Raw genomic sequence first — 26,877 nt, forward strand, 5'->3', positions numbered from 1 at the left:
AAAAACTAAAAGAACAAATGAACAAATCAATCCGTTTCTTATCTATCTTAACTATAGTATTTGTTGGAATTTTATTCACCAATACTATAAGTAAATCAAACGAACCTACCATTAAAAATGTGGCAGAAAGCTATGAGGTTAAAGCTTTAAAACTACCTAACGATTTAAATTTAGCTGGAGAACGTGTTCCTATTGAAAAACCTGACATTAGAGAACGAATGGATCGCGAGCTTTTAGTAAACACCTATTGGCAATCTAATGGATTGTTACTAATAAAACGTGCTAATAAATACTTCCCTATTTTAGAACCTTTACTAGAAAAGTATGGCTTACCTGACGATTTTAAATTTTTAGCCTTGGCTGAAAGTGGATTCATTGATGAAACATCACATGTAGGAGCTGCTGGTATGTGGCATTTTATGAAACAAACAGGAAGAGAATATGGATTAGAAATTAATAGTAATGTTGATGAACGTTACCATATTGAAAAATCTACTAAAGTAGCTGCTGAATATTTAAAGAAATCAAAAGAACGTTTTGGTTCTTGGACACTTGCAGCAGCAGCTTACAATGCAGGTAATTATGGTATTTCTAAAAGATTAGATGCTCAAGGTGTAACCAGTTATTATGATGCTTTATTACCAGATGAAACTGAACGTTATGTGTTTAGAATTTTAGCATTGAAAGAAATTATTTCAAACCCTAAGGAATACGGTTTTGTTTTTGACCAAGAAGATTTATATACACTACCAGAAACCTATACTGTTAAAGTAGATACTGCTATTAGTAATATTGCTTTATTTGCTAAAAAATTCGGAATTACCTACAAAGAGCTTAAGCTACATAACTCTTGGTTACGAGAAAACAAATTAAACAACCGTAGTAGAAAACTATACGAAATTAAAATCCCTGTTAAATAGTGAAAAAAGTACTTCCTTTTATATATTTATTCATAGGTATATTTATTTTAATTAATACATTTTCTATCTTTTTTCAAAAAAGAGAAGTGTATCGACTATTATTCAGCTTTACAACCGAAAACCAATATGTTTTTCTACTCTTTAGAGTATTATTTGCTTCTTGGTTTATAGTGGATGGCGTTAAAAAACTAAGAAAAAATCAGTAAGTATTTATGGATAATTTTTTAATCGGAATAGGAAAACGAATTAAAGAAATTAGAAAAAAGCAACATATTACTATCAATACTTTAGCAACCAATGCACAAGTAAGTAATGGTTTAATTTCAAGAATAGAAAACGGAAGAACCATTCCATCTTTACCTGTTTTATTAGAAATTATAAGTGCTTTAGAAATAGATGCCAGTACTTTTTTTGAAGGTGTTGAGAAAAAAACTGGTTCAAAATATATTCATATTAAAAAAGAGGAACAGCAATTAATAGAAAAAGAAGTAGAAGCTGAAGGGTTTACGTATTATCAAATTTTTGGTAAAAGTTTAAATGCCGTTGGTTTTGAAGCTGTTTTATTAACTGTATCTCCCAATTCTAAAAGAGAAAAAGTAATTACTGATGCTTGGGAGTTTAAATACATTATGAGTGGTGAATGCACCTACCTTATCGATAATGTTGAAGTTACAGTTAAAGAAGGTGACTCTTTGTATTTTGACGGAAGACTTCCTCACGTACCTGTTAATCGTACTCAAACACCTTGTACCATGTTGGTCCTATATTTTTATTCAGAAAATAATTAAGTAGGGTGCTCTCACACCCTACTTATTTTACCTTTTAGTTTTTTAATCCAGGCCAAGTGCTATTGTTAACCTCTTTAGGATAACCTGACACTGCACTATCTGTTGATTTGTTATATTTAATGTATGTATTATCATCAAGGAAGAAATAACAATAAGTTACACCCCAATCTACAGCTGCTGTAATCTTTGTTGCGTAATCTCCTAACCCTGGCCAGCTTCCATTGGTAATAGCTACAGGGTACCCAGAATCTACAGAGTCATTTGTTATACTATATCTTATATAAGTTCCATCATTTAAAAAGAAATAAGCTTTACTATTATTTCTTTTAAAAGCTGCCACAATTTTATCCTTGTATGGTTCCAACCCAGGCCAATTTCCATTTGTTATGTTTGCTGGATACCCTGAATCTACAGAATCATTATTCATATCGTAACGTAAATACCTTCCATCTTTTAAGAAGAAATATCCTTTATGATTATGCCATTTAAAAGCTGCACTAATTAAATCTTTATACTCCCCTAACCCTGGCCAAGTACTGTTGTTTACCTCTTTTGGGTAACCATCATCAGACTTATCTAACAGTTTGTCATAACGTATATAACTATTGTCACTTCTAAAAAAATAAGCTCTATTGTCTGCAAAATCATTCCAATCTAATCCTGCTATTATTTGAGAATTATTATAAGCTACAGAACCTGTTTGCCCATCAAGTAACAGGGTGTAGTTAATACTTCCATCAGAATTGTTAGCATCGGTAAAATACCCTTGTGAAGCAGGTACCGTTGCTACGTATGCATTGTTTTTATAAACATCAACATTGTTAGATGCGTTAGAACTCCAATAAACTGTATTGGTATTTTGCATCATTACCTTCCTAGTACCCACACTCCCTACTAAAGAAGTACTATTTAATTGCCATTCTTTTTGAATGGGGATATTTAAGTGAGTTAAGATAGAAGGAACGATTGCTGTTTGTGCAACATGACCGTAAATTCCGCCAAAATCTTGATTTGGTACATTTGAAACATATGAGTTGAATTCAGCGTTTCCTTCTTTGTTCATTCCTACAAAAATTGTTTTTTCTTGCGTTGTTTGTCCTCCATGGTTAAATCCACCAAAACCTCTTCCGTGATCTGTTACTACTAATATTAACCAATCTTCGTTCGTTCTTTTTTCTACCTCAGCTACAATTCTACCGAACTGTTCGTCTGCTTTGGTAATAGCATTATTATAAGCACTACCAAAACCTAACGAATGCCCTACACCATCTACATCATCAAGATGCACAAAAACCACGTCTGAATTTTCATTATTAATTGCATGAATGGCTCCTGTGACCGTATTTTCATCTCCTCCACTTTTTGAGTGGTAATCAATATAGTTCAGTTGCTCTCTAAAAAAATCATGAATAGGTCCCCAAGTAACAACACTAGCAGTTTTTAGCCCTGAATTTGATTCTTTAATTAATTGAAAAACACTTTTCGCTTTCGAAATATGAGAAGTATTGTTGTCTGTAACTCCGTGTTTGTTTACCCAAACACCTGTTAAAATAGTTGACCACCCCGGTCCACTACTTGTTTTTTGTTCAGAAGAAGTATTATCGATACCTCCTGCATACCCTTTTACAATACTCAGCTTATCTAAATTTGGAGTGGAAGTTCCTGCAATTTTCTCAAATTGGATTCCATCAAAGCCTACAACAAGTACCTTTTTCTTTAAAGAAGATTTTCTTTGTCGTTCTAGTTTTCCTTTTTTTTTGGATACCTCATCCAAGTTGTTCTCTTGACAGCTCGACAATGCGAACAATAAAATTAAAGCGCTTAGCTTTACTAAATAATTGGTTTTCATTTTAAAAAGTTTACTAATAGTTAATTTACTAATCAAAAATACACTATTAGTAAACTTTTGAAAGACAGTTTTCGAGTCTTAATACAAAGATAAATTAGCTAACATTAAAGATATATTTAGCAAACATATCATTTACATTTTATTAAACTAACTCACTTAAAGACAACAAAATATAATCTGGATTTTGGACTTCTAATTGTTCTTTTGTTTGCGCTCCTGATAAAACACCGATGGTTACACCACAATTTGCATTTTTACCTTCCTCAATATCGATGGCTGAATCTCCTGCTTTTAAAACAAAACTAGCATCAGTTATATTAAATGTTTCCATTGCTTTTTGTATCATTTCTGGATGAGGACGTCCATTTTCTACATCAGAGGCTGTTAATAACATATCGTAATGTATATTCTTGTCCCATGCTAATTTTTCTAACAACTTTTCTGCTACTTGTCTGTTATAACCCGTATTTAAAACTACTATTATTCCTTTTTGTCTTAAATTAAGCAATACATTCTCTACGCCTTTTATAGGCTTTACTTCTAAGTTTTCATAAGCTTCATCCAGCATTTTTTTGAATTCTTCAAATATTGCTTCAGACTCCCCCAGTTTATTCGGCTTGAATTCAACTAAAACATCTTTTATTGCTTGATGTTTTTCTTTTCCTGCTCCAATTTTTAAAACGGTATTTAAATCAACTGCTACTCCGTGTGTATTTAATGCTTTATGTAAGGTTTTATACACTACATTTTGCTCATCTACTGTTGTTCCTGCCATATCAAAAACAACCATTTTAATATTTTCTAACATCTATTTACTTAAAATAATTTATTAATACTTTCTTTTGAAAAGCCTGCGCTACCTGTCATTCCTTTCCCTCCAATTCCTGTTACAATGTGTATATTTTCTCCTACCGAATGTTCAAAAAGATCTTTGGTTTTACATTGGCTATAAAATCCTGCCCAACGATGCTGAATTTCGTACGTTGGTAAATCGATAATTTTTTTAGCTTCTTGAATCATGAAGTTATCTATATCTTCATTCAAGTCAAATCCAAGATCATCTATATTTTTTGCCGTTGCATATTCGTGTGAATCACCCAAAATAACAGAACCATCTGTTGCTTGCTTAAATAAAATATGTACTCCGTATTTTTTCTCAAACGAATTCGGGTCTTCATTAGCTTTTATTGTATTCCACGAAGCACATTCTTCAAAAGCTTCGTACCTTCTAATAGTCAATCCTGTTAAAATAGATCCGTCTAGTTGGTAATTCTTTTGTCGTTTTGTTTGCATCATTTGTAGCTTCGATACAATTAAATCACTTTCATTATATATTGACGGATACAGTGTTTTAAAATCACTTCCGTTGCAGATGATTACTTTTGACGCCAATACTTCTTCGGAATTTGATGTTAACACTGATACACCACTGGTAACATTGTTTGTAGCCATCACCTTAGTATTATAGTGTATTGTTACATTCAATTCTTTTTTCATGAACTCATGTAAACGAAGAATCATAACTCTAGGCTCCACAGTTACTTCTTCAGGAAAAAATAACCCTGCTTGACAATAATCACTACACAAGCCAGCATATTTATCTAAACATTGTTCTTTGGTTAACAGCTGTGACGTATAGCTATTATTCTTATTAATTTGATGCAATTCTTCTATTAACTGAACTTCTTCTTCGTTTGAAGCAATATATACGGTTCCGTTTTGACGTATGGAAACATCAAACTGTTCTTGAATGCTTTTATAAATAGCTAAACTTTCTCTTCCATAGTTTTGCCATTTTTGATTCATTCCTGAAGGCACTACTTGTCCGAAATTACGAACGGTAGCTCCTTGTGGTTTGTTATCTTTTTCTAAAATAGCTACTGACAACCCTTTCTTTGCAGCATGATAGGCATGAAAAGTTCCTAAAACTCCCCCTCCAACAACAATAAGGTCATATTTATGATTCATATACTAATTGATTTATTTTTTGTTCTTTGTTTTTTTTAGCTTTAAAAAAGTAAAAGCTATATAGTGTTATAAATATTCCTATAAATGCTAAAATGTAAAGTGCGTATGTAAAAAAGCTTAGCCATGAAATATCTCCTTTTCCGAAGTTTTTATATAAAAGAATTAATATACTTCCTAAGTAACCAAAAGCATCAGCTATATAGATTAAGAACCCAACATTTCCGTTTATTTTAAAAGTAGCTATCATGCGGTCGAAAAATATTCCGTTAAAAGGCACATAGCAACTATACAATCCTAAACCAGAAATAATCATCCACGTTAATGCTGAAATTTCATTGTACTGAAATAAATAAGTACTAATAATCACTGCTAAGCACGATACAAACAACACATAATGATAGTAAACAAATGCTTTGTAGTTTTTGCTAATACTTCCTATTACCCCTAAAATAATGAGTACAATAATGGCTATAGGAATTTCTGAAATACTATAAATTGAAGCATCTTTGTACCCTAAAGAGTCCCAGATTTCTCGTGCAAAGTTGTCTCTAAAATCTCTCAATGCTGTGAGTAACATAAAAAAGAAAACAATGAGTATTAAAGGGCCTGAAAATTCTTTGAATAACTTTTTTCTTCCTGCTGAATCTAATGGTTTACGTACTACTTTAAGTCGTGTATCTTCTGCTGTTGGTTTGGGTAACTTCTCTAATAACCAAGCAAAAAATATCAACGGAATTATAAAAAACAACCCTGTTATAAAAGGCATCCAATATTCGTTAAATCCAAAACTATCTAACACTATTTTTCCAACTGATTTTACAGCTCCTGAAGAAACTATAAAACTTGAGGACAAAATTACTCCTAATAGTTCTGTGGCTTTCCTTCCTTCTAAATAAGAAAACACAATTCCCCAAACCATACCTAAAGGTAATCCGTTTAAAAACAGGAATAAGATATTGTAGGGTGCGGGGGTTATAGCAAAACCTAACAAGCTTACTTCAGCAAATAGAATAAAGCTAACTAAAGCTAGCATCCTTTTACCTGATTTCATTTCGGAAATGACTTTTATCCCTATAAACTTTGATAATGTATATCCAATTACTTGGGCTATTATCAAGAGAATTTTATAATCAATTCCCCAAAAACTTTCATCGGCAAAAGTGGCTACTGTAAATGGCTTTCGAAAAGCATACATACAAAAGTACGTACCGAAAGCTGCTATAGAGGCTCTTGCTATAAATCTTATATTCATACTAACTTTTTTAATAATGCAAGCCCTCATAAAAATGAGAGCCCGCATTGCATTTATAAACAGAAAACAAGTTCATTACAGATTATACTTTACACCGATGCTTCCTTTTATCCCGTAGAACTCTACTTGCTTAGGACGCTCTTCAGTTTTTCCATAATGATAAATTAAGGGATTGTTTAATAGGTTATTTACATCTGTAAAAATGGTCCAGTTTTTACCTATTTGATATGAGGCTGAAAAATCTAGTGTATTGTATTTTCCATAGTAAATATCATCAATATCTCTTTCTCCAAAACCAATTGCATAGCTTCCTTTATGGTTATAGGCTAATCGTGTATTGAATCCTCCTTTTTCAAAGAATAACTGTGCGTTAAATAAGGTATTGGCTTGGTATGCAATAGATACTTTTCTTCCACTTGGTTTTGTCATTTCAGAATCCATAAACGTTGCATTTAACTGAGTTCCGAAGTATTGTAAGAATCCTGGTAAGAAGTCAAATCGTTTGTTAATTCCTAATTCTATACCGCCAATCCAAGCGTCTGCTCCATTTACAGGTGTACTAAACTCTACTCCTGTATTTCCGTTGTAAGTACCTTGATATGTATCGTTGAATACAGGATCGGTAATTGACTTATAGAAAAAACCTGCATTTATCACACCTACATTTTTAAAGTAGTACTCTCCTAATAAATCAAAGTTCCATGAGAATGTAGGGTTTAAGTTTGGATTCCCTCCTTTAAACTCGTTATCAAATGAGATGAAAGTACCTCCTGGAGCGATATCTCCAAAGTTTGGTCTTGAGAAACTTCTTGTTGCTGCAAAACGAATGTTTAAATCAGTTTTAGGAGAGTATTTTACATGTAACATTGGTAATACTGCCCAATAGTCTTTTACATTTCTTACAGCGTTTAATTGGCTTTGATTAGCACCCCAAACATAACCGTTTACTTCTGTTTCTGTTTTGGTTGCTCGTAAACCTCCCAATATCGTGAATTGGTCTGATAATTTTAAGGTTCCCATTCCGTAGAATGATAAATGAGTTTCATCTACATTAAAGTTTCTTCCTAAACCTCCACCGTTCTGTAAAATTTCTGAATCTCCTTCTAAAACAGTTAGGTTATTTTTATTGTTTTTCCAGAAGTTTACCATTCCTTGTTCTGACAATACTGATCCGAAAGTAGACTGAATATTAGACCCCATTTCGTTTAAAAAATCAGCTCTTCCTGGTTGCTCAATGATATTTTGAGAGTAATTCGACAAATTAGGTGTTGTTCCTGCGTTTACCTCATCCCAACCATAATACACGTCCTCAAACTTAGCTCTACGATCTTTATCTCTAAACTTAGTACCTACTTTTATTTTAAAGTTGTCATTAAAAGTATGTTCATAGTTTAAAGACGCTACAATATTGTCACGCTCTTTAATTGATATTTTATACAACTCTAAATCTGCAAATGACATTTGAGATGCATCCATTTTAAATGAAGGATCACTAAAGAAACCAAATAAAGCATCTGTATCGTTATAGTCTAACAATCCACCATCTGCTTTCCAGTAAGCTCTATCGTCTCCTGCTCCACCAGCTGCTTCTGGTCTATTCTGTATATATTCAGGTTTCATTCCTACGCCATCTTGCTTAAACTTCACTACATAGTAGCTCTTGTCTTGCTCTGTTGGAATTCCTCCGTATCTAAACTCATTATTATAATTAGCTATACTCCAATCAAACTTACCATTACCTGTAATATGTCGCCCTCCAATTTCACCACCAATCATTTCAGTAATTAATTCATTGTAGATATTTTGTAACTCAACCCTTGCTGTGTTTGTTCCTGAATCAAACTTATCAAAACGTACTCTGTGCTTGTAGTGTGTTTCGGTATCTGACAATGTTCCGTACACTCCCCTAAAGTGCATTTTATGCTCTGGTGTAAAATTATACTCCATCGCTCCATTTAACCCTTTGGTTATTCTTACACCGTTGTAATCTCTTAACTCCATTCTAAACACACCTTCATCACCTTTTCTTCTCGCTTCAAAATTGTCCGTTCCCCAGTTTCTATTCCAATATGAACCGTTTACAATAAATCCAAACTTTCCATCTTTACTTCTATTTCCATACGTTAATGAAGCATTGTAAATAGGCTCTCCAGATTTTTCATTATAACCACCACCAACATTTACGTTTAAAACTCTTTTTGCTGGTGCTGTTTGTGTAATAAAGTTTACTCCTCCACCAATACCATCAGCTTCCATATCTGGTGTGTATGCTTTTGCTGCTTGTACATATGAGATTAACTCTGATGGGAAAAAATCGAAAGCCGTTGCTCTTGAAGTTGTTTCTTCTTCTGCGGTAGGAATACGGTTTCCGTTAATTGTTGTAGAAGCCCAGAATGGCGGCAATCCACGAACTGATACAAAACGTCCTTCTCCTTGATCTCTTTCAATAGATAATCCTTGAATACGTTGTACCGTTTCCGCTGCATTTCTGTCTGGTAATTTCCCTATTCCATCTGCTGCAATCACATTCATAATACTCATTGATTTCTTTTGAATACTCAATGCTCTTGCTTCACTGTTTCTTCTTCCTGAAGAGGTAATAATTACTTCTTCTAAATTTTGGTTAGATGGTACTAACGTAATTACACCTACATTTTTCTTTACATTCGTGTTAATTGAAACTCTTTTTGTTTCAAAACCTATGTAAGATATTTCTAAGGTTACTTCCCCCTTTTTGACATTAGACAACACAAAATTTCCATCAAAATCTGTGTTAACGCCTTTTGTTGTTCCCGACAACATAACACTAGCACCAGGCAAAGGATAATTTCCATCATTTACTATTCCAACAATAGTAGCCCCCTGACCTAAAGCTGCACTACACGTAAAAAGAACAAATAGTGAACTTAGTAAAAGTTTAAAATTATTCATTGGTTTATTATTTACAATTATTAAAATTAATATTGCAAATCACTATATTATTTTACTATTTGTAAACTTTTAAACATTAAGAAAACTTTTACGAATTGCTATTATAGCGTAACAGAATTGTTAACACCAAAGGTTTTAGTTTTAACTAAACGTAAATAACACTGTATTTCAACTAGTTAAAAACTAATTTAAGTATAGATAAAAACAAAAAACTCTCAACCTTAGTTGAGAGTTCTCTTGTTATACTTTTTTACTAGAAGTAAAAAAGCTCATTCTAAAGAATGAGCTTTTTAATTTATTTACTACTTATTTTCTATTGAAAATCAGTGTTTAATTTTATGTAATCTAAGAATTCACGCTTAGTTTCTTTGTTTTTAAATGCTCCACCAAACTCAGCAGTTACTGTACTACTTTCAATATCTTTAATTCCTCGTGAGTTAACGCATAAATGTTTAGCATCTATAACACAAGCAACATCTTGCGTTCCTAATGCTTCTTGCATTGCTTGTACTACTTGCATTGTTAAACGCTCTTGTACTTGCGGACGCTTAGCGTAATACTCTACAATACGATTCATCTTAGATAAACCGATTACTTTACCATTTGAAATATACGCAACGTGAGCTCTACCAATAATTGGTAATAAGTGGTGCTCACATGTTGAATATACAATAATGTTTTTTTCAACTAACATTTCACCATACTTGTATGTATTGTCAAATGTTGATGCCTTTGGTTTGTTTTTTGGGTTTAAACCCATAAACAACTCATTTACGAAAGCTTTTGCAACTCTTTTAGGAGTACCTTGCATGCTATCGTCTGTTAAGTCCATTCCTAGAGTTTCAAGAATTTCTTTAACACTTTCTTGAATTCTTTCTATTTTTTCGTCGTCAGAAATATCGAAAGCATCTGCACGTAAAGGTGTTTTAGCCGACGTAGCAATGTGGTTCTCTCCTATTTCGTCAATTCTATCGTCATTCATTTTGTTGTTGTTCACTTCAAACATTTCTATCTAAAATTAGTAGGGCGCAAATTTACAACATTGTTGGTAATTTACTGCACTTTATTTATCAATTCGTCTAAAGAACAAGTAGTTTGCTCTCCTGTAGACATATTTTTAACAACAAGCGTACTGTTTTCAACAGTTGTAACTACAAACTCTATTTCTCTATTTGTAGCATACTTCCATTGCTTTTTTTGCTGATTGTTACTGCTTGCCACATCTGGATACATTTCTGACTTAATATTGTTTTGTCTTAATGTTTTTATGGCTTTTATTTTATCTAAACTCTCGTTTTCGTCAAAGTTTAAAAACAATACTTTCGGTTTTGGTAATTCTACTGCTTCAAACAGTCCTAATTCTTCCATCACCAAGTAAATTCTATCCAATCCGAAAGATATTCCTACTCCAGAAACATCTTTTAAACCGAAAATACCTGTCAAGTCGTCATAACGACCTCCACCACCAATAGAACCCATTTTTACACCTTCAGGTGCTGCTACTTCATAAATAGCACCTGTGTAATAGTTTAATCCTCTAGCTAAGGTTACATCTAATTCTAAACTTGCCGAATCTAACCCAATACTTTCTACATTATCAACTACGGTTCTTACATCAGCTACTCCTTGTAATCCTTCTTCCGATCCTTGTAACATGGCCTCTAAAGAAGCTAACTTATCTTGATTACTTCCTGAAAAGTTAAATAACGGATCCACTTTTTCAATGGCTTCAGCTGAAATTCCTTTCTCCAACATCTCCTTAACCACACCCTCTTTTCCTATTTTATCTAACTTATCTAAAGCCACTGTAAAATCAATCAATTTGTCTGATGCTCCAATTACCTCAGCTATTCCAGACAAGATTTTTCGGTTATTGATTTTGATAGTCGTACCATTTAATCCTAACTTACTAAAAACGGTATCATATAATTGAACGAATTCAACTTCTTGCCATAGTGAAGTACTTCCTACTACATCGGCATCACATTGATAAAACTCACGGAAACGTCCTTTTTGAGGTCTATCAGCTCTCCAAACTGGCTGAATTTGATAACGTTTAAACGGAAATGTAATTTCGTTTTGGTGTTGTACTACGTAACGTGCAAATGGCACTGTTAAGTCGTAACGTAAGGCTTTTTCAGAAATTTTTGAAGTAACTTTTTGACTGTCTTTATTTGCCAATAAGTTTTCATCTACTTTCTTTAAATAATCACCAGAATTCAAGATTTTAAAAATCAATCGATCCCCTTCTTCTCCATATTTTCCCATTAATGTAGAAGAGTTTTCAAAACTTGGCGTTTCAATAGGTTGAAATCCGAAATTTTCAAACGAATGTTTAATCGTATTAAAAATATAGTTTCTCTTTGCTACTTCCGTTGATGAAAAATCTCTTGTTCCTTTTGGGATTCCTGGTTTCATATTCTTTTAATTATCATTTATCAATTACCAGTAATCAGTTTATGATTGTTGTTAATTGACAATTGTTTATTGTTCTATTTAGCCTGCAAATATCCGAAAAATTATGAAGAAAAGTGTTATTTAGCTCTCGCTTTATTTTTGCGTTTTAAACGGTAAATTGTAGCGTTTAGCTCAAAGCCTAAGAGTAGAATAATGGCGTTTAACCACACAAAAAGCATTAAGATTAACAGCGTACCAATTGAACCGTATAGTTGGTTGTATTGTGCAAACTTTACTACATAAATTCCAAATAAGTAAAAAGTAAACATGGATACTACGGTAGTTAAAATAGCTCCTGGTGAAAAGAATTTTACTTCTTTCCCTTGTTTGGTTCCGTATCTAAAAAGTAGCGATACAATTGTAAAAATCATTACTAAAAACAAGAAACCTCTTCCGTAATAAAACAAATCTAAATCTCCTGTGTTTAGCCATCCTATTTTATGGATTCTTGTTAGCGCTATTTGATAAAAAATAATCAATGTTACCGTTACAATTAAGAAGAAAGACATGAGTAATGATACCGCTAAGGAAACAAAATAAGCTCTAAAAACGCTTCTCATTTCTGTTACATGGTAAGAATATTCAAATCCACCAAATATTGCGTTTACACCATTTGTCATTAAAAAAATAGAGGCTAAAAAACCGAATGATAACAATCCTCCGTACTGATTGTTAATAATATCTTTTATCACAAAATCTACCGCTTCAAAGGTTTTTGGTGGTAACGCCTCTTGCATTAATGAGAGTAATCCGTCTTGGAATCCATCAATTGGAATGTATGGGATGAGTGTTAGAATGAATAATAAGAATGGAAAGATTGCCATAAAGAAACTAAAAGCAATACCTCCTGCCCTTGTTGTTAATGCTCCTTTTACAATACCGATAACATACATTTCGAGTACATCATACAAAGACATTCCTTCTAACCCCGGAATTTTAATTTTCTTTCCAAAGGCTACGAGCCAGTTTATTACTGGAATTTTCTCAAGGCTTTCTTCTATCTGTTTAGTCATTTTCTTTTTAGTTGCAAAGTGTTTCTAGTTTCAGAGATTCTAAGATGCAAAGTGTTTTTAGCTGCAAAGTATCATTAGTTCCTGAGGTTTAAAGATGCTAGTTTTTTTAGTTTCAAAGTTGAATAGTGTTACTATATCAAAGTTGCATAGTTTTTATCGTTTTTCCTTTAGCTTTCTTATTAAACTTGATAACATTCTTTCTTTCTCTCTTGATTCTTCATAAAGCCTGTCAAAAGATTCTTTTGAAATATACTCTAAGTTTGAAGAAATTTCAAGTTGCGTTTGTAATTCAAACAACGAAGCTATTCCAATATTTAAAAACCGAATAAAATCTCCTAAACTTTGTCTTCCAAACCCTTCAGAAATATTACTTGGTACTGAAACTGCGCTTCTTCTCATTTGTGAAGTTAGTCCAAAAACTTCTTCCTTAGGAAAATTATTAGATATTTTATAAACCTCTGTTACAAAACCCATCGATTTTTGCCAAACCAATAAATCTCTGAATGTTTTTATACGTGTTTTCTCTTTCATTTTATACTTTTCTTTTTCACTTTGCTTCTATAACTCTTAGAAACTTTGCCTCTTTCTAACTTTACTTCTCAGCATCTTTGCTACTTCAATAACCCCAACCACATTACTCCACCACAATATCATATTTATATAACAATCCTACAATATTCTCATTGGAAAATTTAGCTTTTTTAATACTATTATTTTCAGGGTCGATCGCAAAATTAGTGGCAGTTGTAAGATCTGCTTTTTCTAAATTCGTCTGATCAAAAATTGCTCCTTTTAAATCACAATCTTCAAAAAGACTTTTGTTTACATCAGCTTCCGTAAAATCTACTTCTTGCAGATTACAATTTACAAATTTTGTGACGGGAATTTTTAATTGGTAAAAAGAAGATAAGTTTAGTTGGCAGTTATGAAAGCTCATTTGCAACAGAAAGTTATTGCATTCGTTAAACTTTACACCTAGCATCTTACAATTTTCAAAAGCGCAATCTTTAAAAGAAGTGTGGTCTACCACTGTATTGCTAAAATTACAGTCGATAAACTCACACTCTAAAAATTCGATATTAGAAGCATGTACGTTCTCGAAATTGCAATTCTCGAACGTACAGCTGTCATATTCTCCTTTGTTGATTTTTGTTAGTGTAAAATCAACTTTTGTAAATGTTTCGTTGTCAAAGAAATCATTCATTTATTGTAATCCTCTCGCTTTTAACATTGGTTCAGCTTGTGGATCTCTTCCTGCAAAAACTTTATACATTTCTGCATAATCCATCGTGTTTCCTTTCGATAAGATTTGTTCTCTAAACTTCTGACCGTTTTCTCTGGTTAACAATCCGTTGTTTTTAAACCAATCGTAGGCATCGTGACTTAACATTTCTGTCCATAAATACGAGTAGTATCCAGCGGCATACCCTCCACTAAAAATATGAGCAAAATAGGTTGAACGGTATCTTGGTGGTACCTCATCAATCTTTAACTTCATTTTAGCTAATGCCTCTTCTTCAAATTTAGCTACATCTTCAATGTTTGTATCTGCTGATATGGTGTGCCATTGCATATCTAAATTAGAAGATGCTAAGTTTTCAATAATTGAATATCCTTGATTGAACGTTCCTGCATTCTTAATTTTTTGTAATAACGCATCAGGAATCACTTCTCCTGTTTTATAATGTAAAGCATAGTTATTTAACACCTCTGGATGCGTTGACCAGTTTTCATTGAATTGCGAAGGAAACTCAACAAAGTCTCTTGCCGTACTTGTTCCTGAAATTGATGCATATTTTTGATTTCCGAATAAACCGTGTAACGCATGTCCAAACTCATGGAAGGTAGTTTCTACATTATCAAAGCTGATTAATGCTGGTTCTCCTTCTGCTGGTTTTGGGTAATTACAAACGTTGTAAATTACTGGTTTTTGACCTCTTAATTTCGATTGCTTTACAAAAGCTCCCATCCACGCGCCACCGCGCTTACTATCTCTTGCAAAGAAGTCTCCGTAGAACAATCCTAACTTGCTTCCGTCTTCTTCAAAGATTTCATACACTACTACATCTGGATGATAGGTAGGAATATCGGTACGCTTTTTAAAGGTGATTCCGTATAATTTTGTAGCCGCATAAAACACCCCTTTTTCTAATACGTTGGTTAACTCAAAGTATGGTTTTACCTCGTCTTCGTTTAGGTTGTATTTAGACTTACGTACTTTTTCAGCAAAATGATTCCAGTCGTATGGAGCTAAAGTAAAATCGTTTCCTTCTTTGTTGATTTCTGCTTGAATTTCTTTCATTTCAGCAGCTACTTTTGATAACGATCCCGGAATTAATCCGTTGAACATTTCAAATACTTTATCTGGTGTAGATGCCATTGTTCCTTGTAAACTCCAGCTTGCATAGTTGTCAAAACCTAAGATTTGCGCTTTTTTAGCACGTAACGATGCCATTTTCTTTACCAAGTCGCTTGTGTTATACTCACCTGCATCAGTTCTGTGAATTGATTTTTCAAACAATTCTTTACGAACTTCTCTATTTTCTAAAGTTTGTAATAGAGGTTGTTGTGTGGTATTAATCAGTTGGATTTCGTACTTACCGTCTTTCTCTAAACCTTTAATTGTTTCTTCTGAAAGTCCTTTTAACTGTTCTTTATCGGTAACCGTTAACCCTTCTTTTTTACTCGCATCTAGTAACTTTTTCCCGAAGTCGTTAGATAAACTTGCTAATTCTGCATTGATTTCTTTTAACTCGTTTTTCTTTTCTTCAGATAAGTTAGCTCCTGCTTTTACAAACTTTTTATACTGTTCTTTAACCAAGTGTTTAGACTCAGCATCCAATTCTAGATTCTCTAAATTATCGTGTACCGCTTTTATTTTTTCAAATAACTTAGTGTTTAATAAAATTTCATCGTTGTGTTTAGAAAATTTAGGCGCTAATTCTTTTTGATTGTCTTTAATCGTATCGTTTGTATGTGCTCCTGCTAATGCATAAAAAACAGCCGTAGCATTATCTAACGTTTTACTACTTTCTTCAAGTGCAGCAATGGTATTTTCAAATGTTGGTGCTTCTGTGTTTGCTATAATTTTAGCTATTTCTTCATTTTGAACTTCCATACCTTTTAAAATTGCAGGCATAAAGTGTTCGTTCTTTATTTTAGTAAAATCTGGTGCTCCAAAGTCTAAAGAACTTTTTACTAATAATGGATTTTCTACCATGTTTGAAGTGGTTTCTTTTTTAGTTTGCTCTGTTTTACACGACATAGCTACTACTAGCGTTGCTATGAGTAATAGTTGTTTTTTCATTGGTCTGTTTTTTAGTATTTAAACAAAGTGAACGTAATTACCTGTTAAGATTACTTCGTTTCACTCGTAATGACGATTCTTTATTAATCAACAGCTTTTAAGCTTAAATCCATATTGTATACCGAATGTGTTAAGGCTCCAGACGAAATAAAATCAACCCCACACTCTGCATATTCTCTAATGGTTTTTTCGTTGATTCCTCCAGAAGATTCTGTTAAACATTGCTCTCCTATCATAGCTACTGCCTTACGGGTATCTTTATAGTTAAAGTTGTCTATCAAAATTCTGTACACACCTTCGTTTTGTAAAATCTCTTCTATTTCTGCTAAGCTACGTGCTTCCACAATAATTTTAATATCCAATCCTTTTTCTGCTAGGTACTTTTTGGTTTTGGTAATAGCTTGTGTAATTCCGCCAGCAAAATCGATGTGATTATCTTTAATCATTACCATATCGTATAAAGCAAATCGGTGGTTTTCTCCGCCTCCTATTTTTACCGCCCATTTTTCTAAAGCACGGATTCCTGGTGTGGTTTTACGGGTATCTAACACCTTGGTTTTGGTTCCTTCTAACAAATTGGCAAAAAACTTAGTTTTGGTTGCAATAGCACTCATACGTTGCATTGCGTTTAGTACCAAACGTTCTGCCATTAAAATAGACTGTGATTTTCCTGATACATAAAAAACAATATCTCCGTACTTTACGGGTGATCCATCATTAATCAACGTTTCAACTTTTAAATCGGCATCTACATAGTTAAACACCATTTTAGCAAACTCTACTCCAGCTATTATTCCTTCGTCTTTTACTAATAGTTTTGCTTTTCCTGTTGCATCGGCAGGGATGCATGATAATGATGTATGGTCTCCATCTCCTATATCTTCTCTAATAGCATTTGCTATAATTAAATCTAACTCTTTATTAAATTGTTCTTGTGAAATCATAGTATTGAATTGTTGAGGTAAAAATACAATTATTTTTAGTTCTCTGTTTTGAGTTTACTGCTTATTGTTGTGTAATTTTTACCGTTTCTTTACTAACAAAATTCTAAACCTGTTACAGGTTGTTTTTCACTTTCTACTACTTTGTGTGTATCGTATGTGTTTGGTTTATTTTTAGCGTATTATCTTACACTTTTTACATCGTACATTTTGAGAGAACTCTGTCAATTCGAGTGAATTTTACGATTGAAAATGAGTAAAATTTGTATCGAGAATAAGAGTTATAGTGTTTAGATTAGTTCTCGATATTATTTTTCGTACCTCAAAATCACTCGAACTGACAGTTTCCTATATTTTTGTCTCTAAAGGCATCAACTGGTTTAATCTATTCGTTTTCTTTGCTTGTCCAAAGAAAAGAATCAAAAGAAAAGACACTTTTTCTTAGGAATTTTTCAGTTATCGCATTTAAATTAGTTCTCGATAGTTCTACTGAGCGAAGTCGATGTATGATTTTCGTACCTCAAAATCACTCGAACTGAAAGTTTTCTGTATTTTTGTCTCTAAAGGCACCTACAGGTTTGACACTCTTGATTTATTTTCTTGCTTTTACGACTGTTTTTTTACTCCTTCTTGTTTGTTTTTTATATTTTGCTTTCTAAAAACTAACCGAATTTTAAAACTTACGTGTTGTAAAGAATAAGAAATTTTCTTTCAACTTATAACTACTCTTATATCATGGCTATAAACTACCCTTTTGGTCTTCCGTTAAAACATAATTTTGCTGAGTTTGTACACTACAATGGTTTATTTCTTCCGCATGAAACTGATAGAATTTTGAATTTATGGAGTGAGAATCAAAAAATTAAGGCTACGCTTAGTGGATCTGACACTTATGATGATGAGCTTAGAAAAAGCGATGTGATGTTTATTGAAAATACGCCTGAAACTGAATGGATTTACAACCGATTGGCGGGGTTGGCTATTCAGTGTAATAACGAACGATATTGGTTTGATTTATTGGGTTTTCATAACAATTTGCAATTGGCTAGCTATACTGAGGGTGACTTTTTTGATTGGCATTTGGATTTTGGTGCGGGTGAAATTTCTGATAGAAAACTGAGTATTTCCATGCAGTTATCTGACCCTGATGAGTATGAGGGTGGTGATTTACAGTTTATGCTGAATCAAAAAATTGTAAGTGCTCCTAGAGAAAAAGGGACCATCATTGTTTTTCCTTCTTTTATGATGCATCGTGTAACTCCTATTACCAAAGGGGTTCGTAAGTCTATTGTGGGTTGGGTTGCGGGTCCTCCGTACAGGTAGTGGTTACTCGCTAGTTGTTAGTGCTTAGTTGTTAAGAGTTCGTGGTTTATTTCTATATAAAGTTCTTATGATATTACGGCAGTTGCCTTTGGTAAAAAGGTCTGCGCCGTGGTGTTAACGGAGTATGCCGTGATATCAGCGACCCATGCCGCGGTGTCAACGGAGCATGCCGTGATATTAGCGACCCGTGCCGCGGTGTCTTCGGAGCATGCCGTGATATTAGCGACCCGTGCCGTGGTGTCTTCGGAGCATGCCGTGATATCAGCAACCCATGCCGTAGTGTCTTCGAAGCATGCCGTAGTATCTTCGGAGCATGCCGTGATATCAGCGACCTTGACAACTACATCTAAAGTCGTTAATGACACGTAACACTACTTTTATTACTTAAATAGTTGAGCTTATGGGATTCCGTAAGAAAATTAAATTATTATTAGTAAGTTCGTAAGAATATAAACAGACATAAAATACAATCATAGACCTACCTAAACAGGTGTATAACGATGTATTTTACATCTATATAAACAAGTTGTGTGCCATAAGAAAAATCACTTTAGAGATTGAATAAACTTTTAAAATATCGAGAAAAACTAAATCTGACTCAAGAGGAATTAGCAGAAAAAGCAGGAGTTTCAACCAGAACCATTCAACGGATTGAAAAAGGAACTGAACCCAAAGGACATACTTTAAAAGTTTTGGCTAAGACTCTTGGAGTTACAGAAGATGAATTAAAAGAAAATATAGCGGAACCTAAAACAGAAACCATAAACTATCAACTCACTAAACAAATTAATCTTTCTTCTATTTTAGGTATCATTCTTCCACCAATTAATATACTGCTTCCTTGGTTTATTATGAAGCGGAAAAATCAAGTGAATGAAATAACAAAACAAATTATTTCTGTTCAAATATTCTACACAATTATTGCTTTAGTATGTATTCTATTAAGTCCGTTTATAAGTAAGTGGTTCGGATTAACTAAACAAATAACTTTAATACTATTAATCGTTTCAGTTATCATAAATCTATATGTAATCATTAGAAATACTATTGAATTAGATAAAAACCAAAAACTATATATAAGACTGAATTTCAGTTTTTTATAACGCCTGTCAGATAATTGTCATCTAATTGTCAGGTAAATTTTTGTTTTTTATTAATTGGTATCAAGAGATTTGCAATTTCAAATATCAATCAAAATTTAATATGAAAACATATAAACTAATTTTTGCAGTCCTATTAATTCTAACAGCTAAAAACAGTGTTGCTCAAGTCGCTAATAATTCAAATTTATTTATTGAGCTAAAAAAAGCAGATAGCCTTATTTTTAATGAGGGGTTTAACAAATGTAATTATTCTGCTTTAAAAAAAGTTCTTCATAAGGATTTAGAGTTTTTTCACGACCAGAATGGAACTCAAAATTTAGAGCAATTTTATAAATCTTTTTCAAATAGCATTTGCTCTAACCCCAATTTCAAACCTATTAGAAAATTAGTAGATGAAACACAAAAAGTATTTCCTTTAAAAAATAATGGAGAAATATACGGAGCAATACAGGCAGGTGAACATATTTTTTACATTAAAGAACCTAACAAAAAGCTCTATGCAACTGAACGAGGAAAATTTACACACACTTGGGTGTTAGAAAGTGGACAATGGAAGGTCAAACGAATATTAAGCTATGAACACAAGCCACCAACAAAAGATTACGGAGTAAAATTTAATGCTGATTATGCCTACAAACTGTTTGATAATGATAAAGAAATCGAAAAATTATTAGAAAGACACAAAATTCCGTCGATAGCAATTGGATTAATTAAAAATGGAAAAATTCAACAAATAAGAACATTTGGAAACAAAACTGCAAAACAACCAATTTCAAATAACAGTATTTATAAAGTTGCTTCTCTAACAAAACCAATTACAGCTTTTGTAGTTTTAAAACTAATTGATGAAGGTAAATGGAATTTAGATGAGCCTGTTTCTAAATATTTTATAGATAAAGACATAAAGAATAGTAAATATCTAGATAAATTAACTACAAGGCATATTTTGTCACATCAATCTGGCTTTCCAAATTGGAGGTACTTAACCGATAGTAAAAAATTACACTTTCAATTCGAACCTGGAACAAAATGGCAATATTCTGGAGAAGGCCTTGAATATCTGCGTAAAGCAATTGAAAAGAAATTTAAACGTCCATTTGAAGACATTGCAAAAGAAAAATTATTTAATCCACTTGGAATGAATAACACCCATTTTTATTGGACTAATGAGATCGATGAAAATCAATATGCTGTTGAACACAATGAAAATGGAAAACCAATACATTACGAAAAATATTCTGTTGCAAATGCTTCAGCCAATTTATTAACAACAGTCGAAGATTACTCTAAATTCTTGGAGTATATTTTAAATGGTGCAGATTTATCAAAAAAAACTTATAATGAATTTTTAAAAGTCCAAGCAAACGAAAAAGATGGAATTGATTGGAGTTTAGGGATGCAAATGTTATCTGACTTACCAAATAACGAAACAGCATTTATGCACACTGGTGGAGATTATGGAACAAAAACTATTGCACTGCTTTTAAACAATTCCAAACAAGGTTTAGTGCTTTTCTCAAATTCTGAAAACGGAATGGTTTTATGGCAAAAAATTATATCAGAATATTTCGGAGCGGTTGGAGAAGAAATCGTAAGAAGAAATTTGGAATAGAATACTTATGAAATATTTAATATCGACTTTCTTCGTAGTTTCTTTACTAGTGAGTTGCAAAAAAGAATTATCATTACATAATCCAAACTCATTAGAAAAGTATTCAGACTCATTATTCGCAGACGCTATAAAGAAAAATCAAATAGCTGGAGCATCTATTTTAGTGCTTAAAAAAAACAAAATCTTACTTGATAAAAACTATGGATATGCAAATATAGAATTATCAACCAATATGCCTATTAATGCGGTATTTGAAATAGGCTCTGTAACAAAACAGTTTACTGCTGTTGCAATTCTAAAATTAGCAGAACAAGGTAAAATTAATTTAGATGATGATTTTACCGACTATTTGAATTTTGACACAAAAGGCAGAAAAATCACAATAAAAAACCTTTTAGAACATACTTCTGGCATTGCTAACTATACAGATATTCCAAAGTTTTGGTCACTATCTGTTCAAAATTTACCAAGAGACTCTCTTGTTAGGTTAGTTGAACAAGAAAATTTTCAATTTGAGCCACAAGAAAATTTTGTCTATAACAATTCTGGTTATTTTTTCCTTGGATTAATCATTGAAAAAGTTACAGGAAAAACCTACGAAGAGTATTTAAGAAAAGGATTTTTCATCCCTTTGGGTATGAAAAACACAAGCTATTGCTCAATGAAAGCTATAGTTAAAAATAAAATAAATGGATATAGTTCAACAGAAGAAGGATTAAGACAAAAAGATTACATCAATCATATATGGCCATATGCTGGTGGTTCTTTGTGTAGTACAACAAATGACCTATTAATATGGCTAAAAGCATTACACGAATACCGAATTTTATCTAAAGAATCATACCGTTCACTTATTGAACCCATAAGGTTAAGAAATGGTACTAAACTATTTTATGCAAAAGGTCTGGTTAATTTTTCAAATTATGGAAATGTAGAAATAGGACATAGTGGATATATCCCTGGTTTTGTATCCATAACACAGTATTTTCCGAAAGAAGATTTATATCTCATTTGCCTTATAAATACCTCTGGACTATTAGGTGTAAATCACTTTACCAATAAAATAAATTGGAAAATTTTAAAGAGAAAAATCTCAAAACCTATACCATTAGATTTTGATAATAAAATGATTGAAGGAATATATTCAGGTAAAATTGGAGGTGAAAAGCTATCGCTCCAAGTTTCTGTTAATACGAATAAAGTTATTCTGACTAATGTCCAAAATCAAAAAACAGATACTTTGAAAACCTATATAGGTAATAACACTTGGATGAATAAAAATGATGTTATCACAATTAAGAACGGTATGTATAAATTCAATTCTGAATACAAATATTATTGTTTAAAATTGGATTAAATATAATACGGCACACAACAACGTATAAAAATAATAGCGGCATTGGTGCTTAAATCAAGCTGCTTTTTTTATATTTAAGCTTTAGCATAATTTGTAAGGGTTGCGTTTTAAAATCCGCTACTATTCTTATACAAGACCGTTATAACCAATTCGATGAACCCTATCAGAAAAATATTTTTCTATAAAAAGCAACTAAATGGAAGAGGACGGTTTGGTGGAGTTGAATTAGAACTAAAAAAAGTTAAAGAGAAATCAAAAGTTATTGATAAGTGTGAGTGGAAAGACTGGAAAGCTTACACCGTTGATTTTCAAGAAACCAACTATATGAAATCTATAAAAGCATATATTTTAACCTCTATTGAATATATACTTGAGAATTATAACTGTGGTATCGGACTTGAAATTGGCTTAACTGATATTAAAGTATTACCCTCTGATACTCAACCCACTCATATATTAGCTTCAGTAATTATTGGAGTCTATGGACTTATTAGCCAACATTTAAATGAGAATCAAATTGCATTAATTGATAAATTCATAATACAAAATACAGATAATGAATTTCCTAATTATAATGAATTGATTTTAGAAATTTTGAAGAATAATTAATATAGAAAACAGGTTATAACACCGTGTATAATTAATTGCGGCTGAATTTCCTCATCGGAAATTCAATCTTATTAATTATCTTTCCGCTACAACGGAAAAGAACTCGCGTCCTTTTCCCGCAAAAAATCATACACAAATACGTTAGCAGCAAGCAAGAAAAAGAAAACCCAATAAATGGTAAACTATGAATTAAAATATGGAGTCGCCGAAGTTGCCAAAATTTTGGAAATTGAGAAACAGGTGATTAAAAATATGGCTTATCATTTCAAAGAATATTTAAATCCCAATGCAAATCCAGAAACAGGCAAAATAAGAGAATTTACGGTCGAAGATATTTGTACTTTAGGATATGTTTATATGTATTGGGAGGAAGAACCAGATTTTGAAAATATCCGTTATGGATTAAATGCAAATGAACAATTTGAATATCCTTATTCCGAATTAGCTACAAAAGCAAAACCAATTTTCAGAGAATTTTCGGATGAATTAATGAAAACCAATGTTTGGATGATAGGAGGAATGACTGAATATTCGGATAAGTTGACGCTTGCTAAATCATATAAAAAAGCAGGAGATTCACTAATTGAGATGGGAATTGACGATGATAATAAAAGGGACATAATTTATCCAGCGATTTATAATTATAGACACGCAACAGAATTATATCTCAAATCATTAATAAAAAAGGAAAAACAAACACACAATTTAAAAAAGTTGTACGAATTCGTAGAAGAAATTCTACAAAGAAGATAGGTGTAAAACCTCCAAAATGGTTTGAGAATTTGATTTTAGCTTTTGATGATTTCGACCCAAGTGGAACAACTTTTCGATATGCAATTCCGATCGAAAAAGATGAAATGTTCGTAGATTTGGTTCACATAAAAAAGCTAATGAATTGGTTTGATGAATCAATCGAAAGAATAGGAAATAAAATTACCGAATTAAATCGTAACCAAGAATAAAAAAAAGCCAGCAGCTAACAATGGCTATAAGTAATTGCTTGTTCTCGCCTACTTCTGAAAATCACAAAAAATATGAAGAAAATATTTACATTGTTCACTTTAATTATTATTTCAAATCTTTCATTTGGACAAAATCTAGAAGACCTGGACAGTTACACAGTTGATGAATTTTATAAAAAAGTAGAATTAGATGATGAAACTTTAGATGAATATGGTGATGAAATTGAATATATTTATGTCAAAACAAATGTTGATAAGGGAGATTATAAAATTGAATTAACTGATGGTGATGGTGACCTTTATGAAATTAAAGGCACAAATTTATATGTGACATTTAATGGATACTTTGGTTATGCTGGCTATTCAAAAAAATGTATTATGAAAGTTGATTATTATTCAACCAAAGTTTACAAACTTGAATAAATATGAAAAGTTATATATTTCTAACCCTACTCTTCTTATTAACTCAGCTTACATTTGGTCAAAATATTCCCGAAATATTAAAAAAATATGAAAAGGGAATCATTGTAACTCATTCGAAAGACACTATTTACGCCGAATTATATAATGGGTCTAAACCGAATCGAATGAAGTATGTTTGGAATTATGAAACATCAGTTAAAACCAAAAATAAAGAGTTGGAAATAGTTGAATTTGGAGGTTATAATTACATTAATAATGAATGGGATTCAAATACAATTTTCGGTAGACCTTTTAATAAATCTGAATTTTCAAAATGGTATTCTTGTGAAAACGGGATTTTAAAGTTAGGCGAAACTTATTCTGACAAAAATAACTGGACAACTAGCGATTACATATACGGTGATACAAAAACAGGACTTTGGTATTTTATTGGAAAAGACTCTAATGGACAGAAATATATTGGTTATAAGAAATTTGTTTTAGTAGGGAGATTAAGAGACAAATAAGAGTAATTCGTTAATAAATTTACCTTAGATAAGGTGTTAGTTTTATATATTTGATAACGTAAAAAATTGCTAAGATTTATAATATCACTTGTTTTTGTTGGGGTAAAAGAATTGGAGTTTTGTGTAAAACAAGTTGCCATTAATTATGAAAAAACTAATTCCAATAGAAAAAAGAAAATCCGAATTAAAAAAGTTTGGAGCTAATAAATATTTTATTGAAAATATTGGAAAAATAGATGAACTAAAATATCGTGTTGAGAACGTGGAAGGAGCTTATTTCTACTTTCCAACAATTTCTAATTATAAAATATTTAATGGACTAAATATTATTCCAATTTATGACGAAGGAGAATCTTTCCGAGTATTTGGATACAATGATTCGATTCAAAAAATCTTTCATTTTGAATTAGAAAATGATGAAATATATAACGATTATGGAACTAATTGGGATTTACTTCTTTTAGATATTATGTTTCAATACTTTAATGACGACATTGAGAACGGGCTTGACATTATTGGATTTAAAAAGGTTGGAGATAAATTAGGGTTTGACAAATCAGAAACTTTATACAAACTATTAGATATTCCTGTAGACAAATACAATGAGAAGTATAACGAACTTGACAAATGGAAAATCGAATTAGCCGAAAAGTTAAAAATACTACTGTAAATAACAATGTATATAAAAAATTGGCGAAGCAGTAATAATATAAAGGGGTTTGGCTCGTATCAAACCTTATTAACCGAAAACTCAGTACTTGGAAACCGCCTACTTTTCATATGCTAACCTTTGTAAAAAACATTTAAATGAAGACTTGGACAGTCAAAGACTTACTGTATAAAACTTTTGAATTTAGAGAAATGGTTCCTAATTCAAATGAATGGAATGAAAGTTCTCTGAAATATAATGAACCGAGATTGATTCGTTTCAGGAGACTGAATGCCTTACTAAAAGCATTTGGCCTTACTAGAACGAAAAAACAGAAAAATAGTTTATGGACGATGCTCAGCGGTAAGAAAATAGCTAAAGAAGATGAATTGACCAAAAATAACACCTTTTTTGCGTGGAGATTTCATTCTCAAAAGAGAATCAATAAAATATCCGAGAGTTCAAGAATTGATAGAAAAAGGAAAATCATCCGAGTCGGATCCTTTTAACGAACCAAGAGATATTTATACATTCTACAATCATCTGATGAAATATAGAATTGAAATTGATAATGTTCTTAGACACAATAGTGTAGTTTTAGAAGCAAGTAGTTTAGGGTTTCGCTCTGCAATTACTCTAACAGCTGAATTGAACAATGATTTATGTAAAAAAGCAGAAAAAATTGACGAGTTATTATTTGAAATTATAAATCCAAATGACCTCTCATTTGACGAAGAAACCTTGATTAAAGAATATGGCTTTCCTAAAGAAGATTTAAATGCTATTGATGTGGATAATTATTAAAAAACGTTTTACAACAATTTGTATAATTCATTGCTAGCTCTAGCTTACTTACGAAAATCCTCGCGGACTTTCTATTTGTTATTTATTTGCTAACTTTAGTGCT

The 26,877-nt window shown here is 32.0% G+C and carries 27 protein-coding genes; 15 read left to right on the forward strand and 12 right to left on the reverse strand.

What is annotated here, in order from left to right:
* Positions 1-17 precede the first annotated feature (17 nt).
* A complete protein-coding gene (locus ACXIHB_RS05510; RefSeq protein ID WP_047790474.1) occupies positions 18-920 on the forward strand; it encodes a lytic transglycosylase domain-containing protein in 903 nt (300 codons plus the stop codon).
* 212 nt (positions 921-1,132) lie between these two features.
* A complete protein-coding gene (locus ACXIHB_RS05515; RefSeq protein WP_047790475.1) occupies positions 1,133-1,708 on the forward strand; it encodes a helix-turn-helix domain-containing protein in 576 nt (191 codons plus the stop codon).
* A gap of 34 nt (positions 1,709-1,742) precedes the next feature.
* Here ACXIHB_RS05515 and ACXIHB_RS05520 read toward each other — a convergent pair whose 3' ends face one another.
* The 12 genes from ACXIHB_RS05520 to nadC all read right to left on the reverse strand — a co-directional run bounded on the left by ACXIHB_RS05520 (position 1,743) and on the right by nadC (position 17,429).
* Positions 1,743-3,557 (reverse strand): hemopexin repeat-containing protein, encoded by a 1,815-nt coding sequence (locus ACXIHB_RS05520; protein WP_462099133.1) that lies wholly within the window; start codon positions 3,555-3,557, stop codon positions 1,743-1,745.
* 142 nt (positions 3,558-3,699) lie between these two features.
* Positions 3,700-4,365: a phosphonatase-like hydrolase gene (locus ACXIHB_RS05525; protein ID WP_281980677.1), complete on the reverse strand. Its 666-nt coding sequence runs from the start codon at positions 4,363-4,365 to the stop codon at positions 3,700-3,702.
* Positions 4,366-4,373: 8 nt separating this feature from the next.
* Complete coding sequence (locus ACXIHB_RS05530) at positions 4,374-5,525, reverse strand: TIGR03364 family FAD-dependent oxidoreductase (protein WP_462099134.1); 1,152 nt, start codon at positions 5,523-5,525, stop codon at positions 4,374-4,376.
* Positions 5,515-6,777: a DUF5690 family protein gene (locus ACXIHB_RS05535; RefSeq protein ID WP_462099135.1), complete on the reverse strand. Its 1,263-nt coding sequence runs from the start codon at positions 6,775-6,777 to the stop codon at positions 5,515-5,517. Before ACXIHB_RS05535 ends, ACXIHB_RS05530 begins: the two co-directional genes overlap by 11 nt.
* A gap of 75 nt (positions 6,778-6,852) precedes the next feature.
* On the reverse strand, positions 6,853-9,708 hold the full coding sequence (locus ACXIHB_RS05540) for a TonB-dependent receptor (protein WP_462099136.1): 2,856 nt from the start codon (positions 9,706-9,708) through the stop codon (positions 6,853-6,855).
* A 313-nt stretch (positions 9,709-10,021) separates the two neighbouring features.
* Positions 10,022-10,714 (reverse strand): GTP cyclohydrolase I FolE, encoded by a 693-nt coding sequence (gene folE, locus ACXIHB_RS05545; RefSeq protein WP_047790480.1) that lies wholly within the window; start codon positions 10,712-10,714, stop codon positions 10,022-10,024.
* 47 nt (positions 10,715-10,761) lie between these two features.
* Positions 10,762-12,126, reverse strand: coding sequence for a histidine--tRNA ligase (hisS, locus tag ACXIHB_RS05550; protein ID WP_462099137.1), 1,365 nt, complete (start codon positions 12,124-12,126; stop codon positions 10,762-10,764).
* A 116-nt stretch (positions 12,127-12,242) separates the two neighbouring features.
* Positions 12,243-13,178, reverse strand: a complete 936-nt coding sequence (locus tag ACXIHB_RS05555; RefSeq protein WP_047790482.1) for a YihY/virulence factor BrkB family protein — start codon at positions 13,176-13,178, stop codon at positions 12,243-12,245.
* Between the two features lie 153 nt (positions 13,179-13,331).
* Positions 13,332-13,709, reverse strand: coding sequence for a four helix bundle protein (locus ACXIHB_RS05560; protein ID WP_047790483.1), 378 nt, complete (start codon positions 13,707-13,709; stop codon positions 13,332-13,334).
* Positions 13,710-13,812: 103 nt separating this feature from the next.
* Positions 13,813-14,382: a pentapeptide repeat-containing protein gene (locus ACXIHB_RS05565; RefSeq protein WP_462099138.1), complete on the reverse strand. Its 570-nt coding sequence runs from the start codon at positions 14,380-14,382 to the stop codon at positions 13,813-13,815.
* Positions 14,383-16,485 carry a M3 family metallopeptidase gene (locus tag ACXIHB_RS05570; RefSeq protein ID WP_462099139.1) on the reverse strand — a complete coding sequence of 701 codons (2,103 nt, stop codon included), beginning with the start codon at positions 16,483-16,485 and terminating at the stop codon, positions 14,383-14,385.
* A gap of 83 nt (positions 16,486-16,568) precedes the next feature.
* Positions 16,569-17,429, reverse strand: coding sequence for a carboxylating nicotinate-nucleotide diphosphorylase (nadC, locus tag ACXIHB_RS05575; protein ID WP_462099140.1), 861 nt, complete (start codon positions 17,427-17,429; stop codon positions 16,569-16,571).
* A 732-nt stretch (positions 17,430-18,161) separates the two neighbouring features.
* On the opposite strand from nadC, the gene ACXIHB_RS05580 reads away from it, so the two are divergent.
* The 13 genes from ACXIHB_RS05580 (at position 18,162) to ACXIHB_RS05640 (ending at position 26,774) form a co-directional block, all read left to right on the forward strand.
* Positions 18,162-18,749: a 2OG-Fe(II) oxygenase gene (locus tag ACXIHB_RS05580; RefSeq protein ID WP_047790489.1), complete on the forward strand. Its 588-nt coding sequence runs from the start codon at positions 18,162-18,164 to the stop codon at positions 18,747-18,749.
* A 108-nt stretch (positions 18,750-18,857) separates the two neighbouring features.
* A complete protein-coding gene (locus ACXIHB_RS05585) occupies positions 18,858-19,118 on the forward strand; it encodes a hypothetical protein (protein WP_462099141.1) in 261 nt (86 codons plus the stop codon).
* 188 nt (positions 19,119-19,306) lie between these two features.
* Entirely contained in the window at positions 19,307-19,852 is a 546-nt protein-coding gene (locus tag ACXIHB_RS05590) for a helix-turn-helix domain-containing protein (protein WP_253055948.1), read from the forward strand.
* A gap of 100 nt (positions 19,853-19,952) precedes the next feature.
* Positions 19,953-21,464: a serine hydrolase gene (locus tag ACXIHB_RS05595; RefSeq protein WP_462099142.1), complete on the forward strand. Its 1,512-nt coding sequence runs from the start codon at positions 19,953-19,955 to the stop codon at positions 21,462-21,464.
* A gap of 49 nt (positions 21,465-21,513) precedes the next feature.
* On the forward strand, positions 21,514-22,821 hold the full coding sequence (locus tag ACXIHB_RS05600; RefSeq protein WP_462099143.1) for a serine hydrolase domain-containing protein: 1,308 nt from the start codon (positions 21,514-21,516) through the stop codon (positions 22,819-22,821).
* Positions 22,822-22,974: 153 nt separating this feature from the next.
* Positions 22,975-23,430: a hypothetical protein gene (locus tag ACXIHB_RS05605; RefSeq protein ID WP_462099144.1), complete on the forward strand. Its 456-nt coding sequence runs from the start codon at positions 22,975-22,977 to the stop codon at positions 23,428-23,430.
* A 174-nt stretch (positions 23,431-23,604) separates the two neighbouring features.
* Positions 23,605-24,183: a hypothetical protein gene (locus ACXIHB_RS05610; RefSeq protein WP_462099145.1), complete on the forward strand. Its 579-nt coding sequence runs from the start codon at positions 23,605-23,607 to the stop codon at positions 24,181-24,183.
* Between the two features lie 29 nt (positions 24,184-24,212).
* A complete protein-coding gene (locus tag ACXIHB_RS05615) occupies positions 24,213-24,392 on the forward strand; it encodes a hypothetical protein (RefSeq protein WP_462099146.1) in 180 nt (59 codons plus the stop codon).
* A 72-nt stretch (positions 24,393-24,464) separates the two neighbouring features.
* Positions 24,465-24,815, forward strand: a complete 351-nt coding sequence (locus ACXIHB_RS05620) for a hypothetical protein (protein ID WP_462099147.1) — start codon at positions 24,465-24,467, stop codon at positions 24,813-24,815.
* A 2-nt stretch (positions 24,816-24,817) separates the two neighbouring features.
* Positions 24,818-25,321, forward strand: coding sequence for a hypothetical protein (locus tag ACXIHB_RS05625; RefSeq protein WP_462099148.1), 504 nt, complete (start codon positions 24,818-24,820; stop codon positions 25,319-25,321).
* Positions 25,322-25,466: 145 nt separating this feature from the next.
* Positions 25,467-25,991 (forward strand): hypothetical protein, encoded by a 525-nt coding sequence (locus tag ACXIHB_RS05630; RefSeq protein ID WP_462099149.1) that lies wholly within the window; start codon positions 25,467-25,469, stop codon positions 25,989-25,991.
* A 137-nt stretch (positions 25,992-26,128) separates the two neighbouring features.
* The gene (locus ACXIHB_RS05635) at positions 26,129-26,479 is read left to right on the forward strand and encodes a hypothetical protein (RefSeq protein ID WP_462099150.1); all 351 of its coding nucleotides are present in this window, start codon (positions 26,129-26,131) and stop codon (positions 26,477-26,479) included.
* 37 nt (positions 26,480-26,516) lie between these two features.
* The gene (locus ACXIHB_RS05640; protein ID WP_462099151.1) at positions 26,517-26,774 is read left to right on the forward strand and encodes a hypothetical protein; all 258 of its coding nucleotides are present in this window, start codon (positions 26,517-26,519) and stop codon (positions 26,772-26,774) included.
* Positions 26,775-26,877: the final 103 nt, after the last annotated feature.

Source organism: Tenacibaculum sp. IMCC1 (assembly GCF_054906355.1).

Coding starts and splice junctions, on each gene's coding strand:
- ACXIHB_RS05625 (WP_462099148.1), top strand. CDS start 24,818: ATGAAAAGTTATATATTTCTAACCCTACTCTTCTTATTAACTCAGCTT.
- nadC (WP_462099140.1), bottom strand. CDS start 17,429: ATGATTTCACAAGAACAATTTAATAAAGAGTTAGATTTAATTATAGCA.
- ACXIHB_RS05610 (WP_462099145.1), top strand. CDS start 23,605: ATGGTAAACTATGAATTAAAATATGGAGTCGCCGAAGTTGCCAAAATT.
- ACXIHB_RS05570 (WP_462099139.1), bottom strand. CDS start 16,485: ATGAAAAAACAACTATTACTCATAGCAACGCTAGTAGTAGCTATGTCG.
- ACXIHB_RS05580 (WP_047790489.1), top strand. CDS start 18,162: ATGGCTATAAACTACCCTTTTGGTCTTCCGTTAAAACATAATTTTGCT.
- ACXIHB_RS05565 (WP_462099138.1), bottom strand. CDS start 14,382: ATGAATGATTTCTTTGACAACGAAACATTTACAAAAGTTGATTTTACA.
- ACXIHB_RS05540 (WP_462099136.1), bottom strand. CDS start 9,708: ATGAATAATTTTAAACTTTTACTAAGTTCACTATTTGTTCTTTTTACG.
- ACXIHB_RS05640 (WP_462099151.1), top strand. CDS start 26,517: ATGAAATATAGAATTGAAATTGATAATGTTCTTAGACACAATAGTGTA.
- ACXIHB_RS05535 (WP_462099135.1), bottom strand. CDS start 6,777: ATGAATATAAGATTTATAGCAAGAGCCTCTATAGCAGCTTTCGGTACG.
- ACXIHB_RS05525 (WP_281980677.1), bottom strand. CDS start 4,365: ATGTTAGAAAATATTAAAATGGTTGTTTTTGATATGGCAGGAACAACA.
- ACXIHB_RS05515 (WP_047790475.1), top strand. CDS start 1,133: ATGGATAATTTTTTAATCGGAATAGGAAAACGAATTAAAGAAATTAGA.
- folE (WP_047790480.1), bottom strand. CDS start 10,714: ATGTTTGAAGTGAACAACAACAAAATGAATGACGATAGAATTGACGAA.
- ACXIHB_RS05510 (WP_047790474.1), top strand. CDS start 18: ATGAACAAATCAATCCGTTTCTTATCTATCTTAACTATAGTATTTGTT.
- ACXIHB_RS05630 (WP_462099149.1), top strand. CDS start 25,467: ATGAAAAAACTAATTCCAATAGAAAAAAGAAAATCCGAATTAAAAAAG.
- ACXIHB_RS05530 (WP_462099134.1), bottom strand. CDS start 5,525: ATGAATCATAAATATGACCTTATTGTTGTTGGAGGGGGAGTTTTAGGA.
- ACXIHB_RS05560 (WP_047790483.1), bottom strand. CDS start 13,709: ATGAAAGAGAAAACACGTATAAAAACATTCAGAGATTTATTGGTTTGG.
- hisS (WP_462099137.1), bottom strand. CDS start 12,126: ATGAAACCAGGAATCCCAAAAGGAACAAGAGATTTTTCATCAACGGAA.
- ACXIHB_RS05520 (WP_462099133.1), bottom strand. CDS start 3,557: ATGAAAACCAATTATTTAGTAAAGCTAAGCGCTTTAATTTTATTGTTC.
- ACXIHB_RS05595 (WP_462099142.1), top strand. CDS start 19,953: ATGAAAACATATAAACTAATTTTTGCAGTCCTATTAATTCTAACAGCT.
- ACXIHB_RS05605 (WP_462099144.1), top strand. CDS start 22,975: ATGAACCCTATCAGAAAAATATTTTTCTATAAAAAGCAACTAAATGGA.
- ACXIHB_RS05620 (WP_462099147.1), top strand. CDS start 24,465: ATGAAGAAAATATTTACATTGTTCACTTTAATTATTATTTCAAATCTT.
- ACXIHB_RS05635 (WP_462099150.1), top strand. CDS start 26,129: ATGAAGACTTGGACAGTCAAAGACTTACTGTATAAAACTTTTGAATTT.
- ACXIHB_RS05555 (WP_047790482.1), bottom strand. CDS start 13,178: ATGACTAAACAGATAGAAGAAAGCCTTGAGAAAATTCCAGTAATAAAC.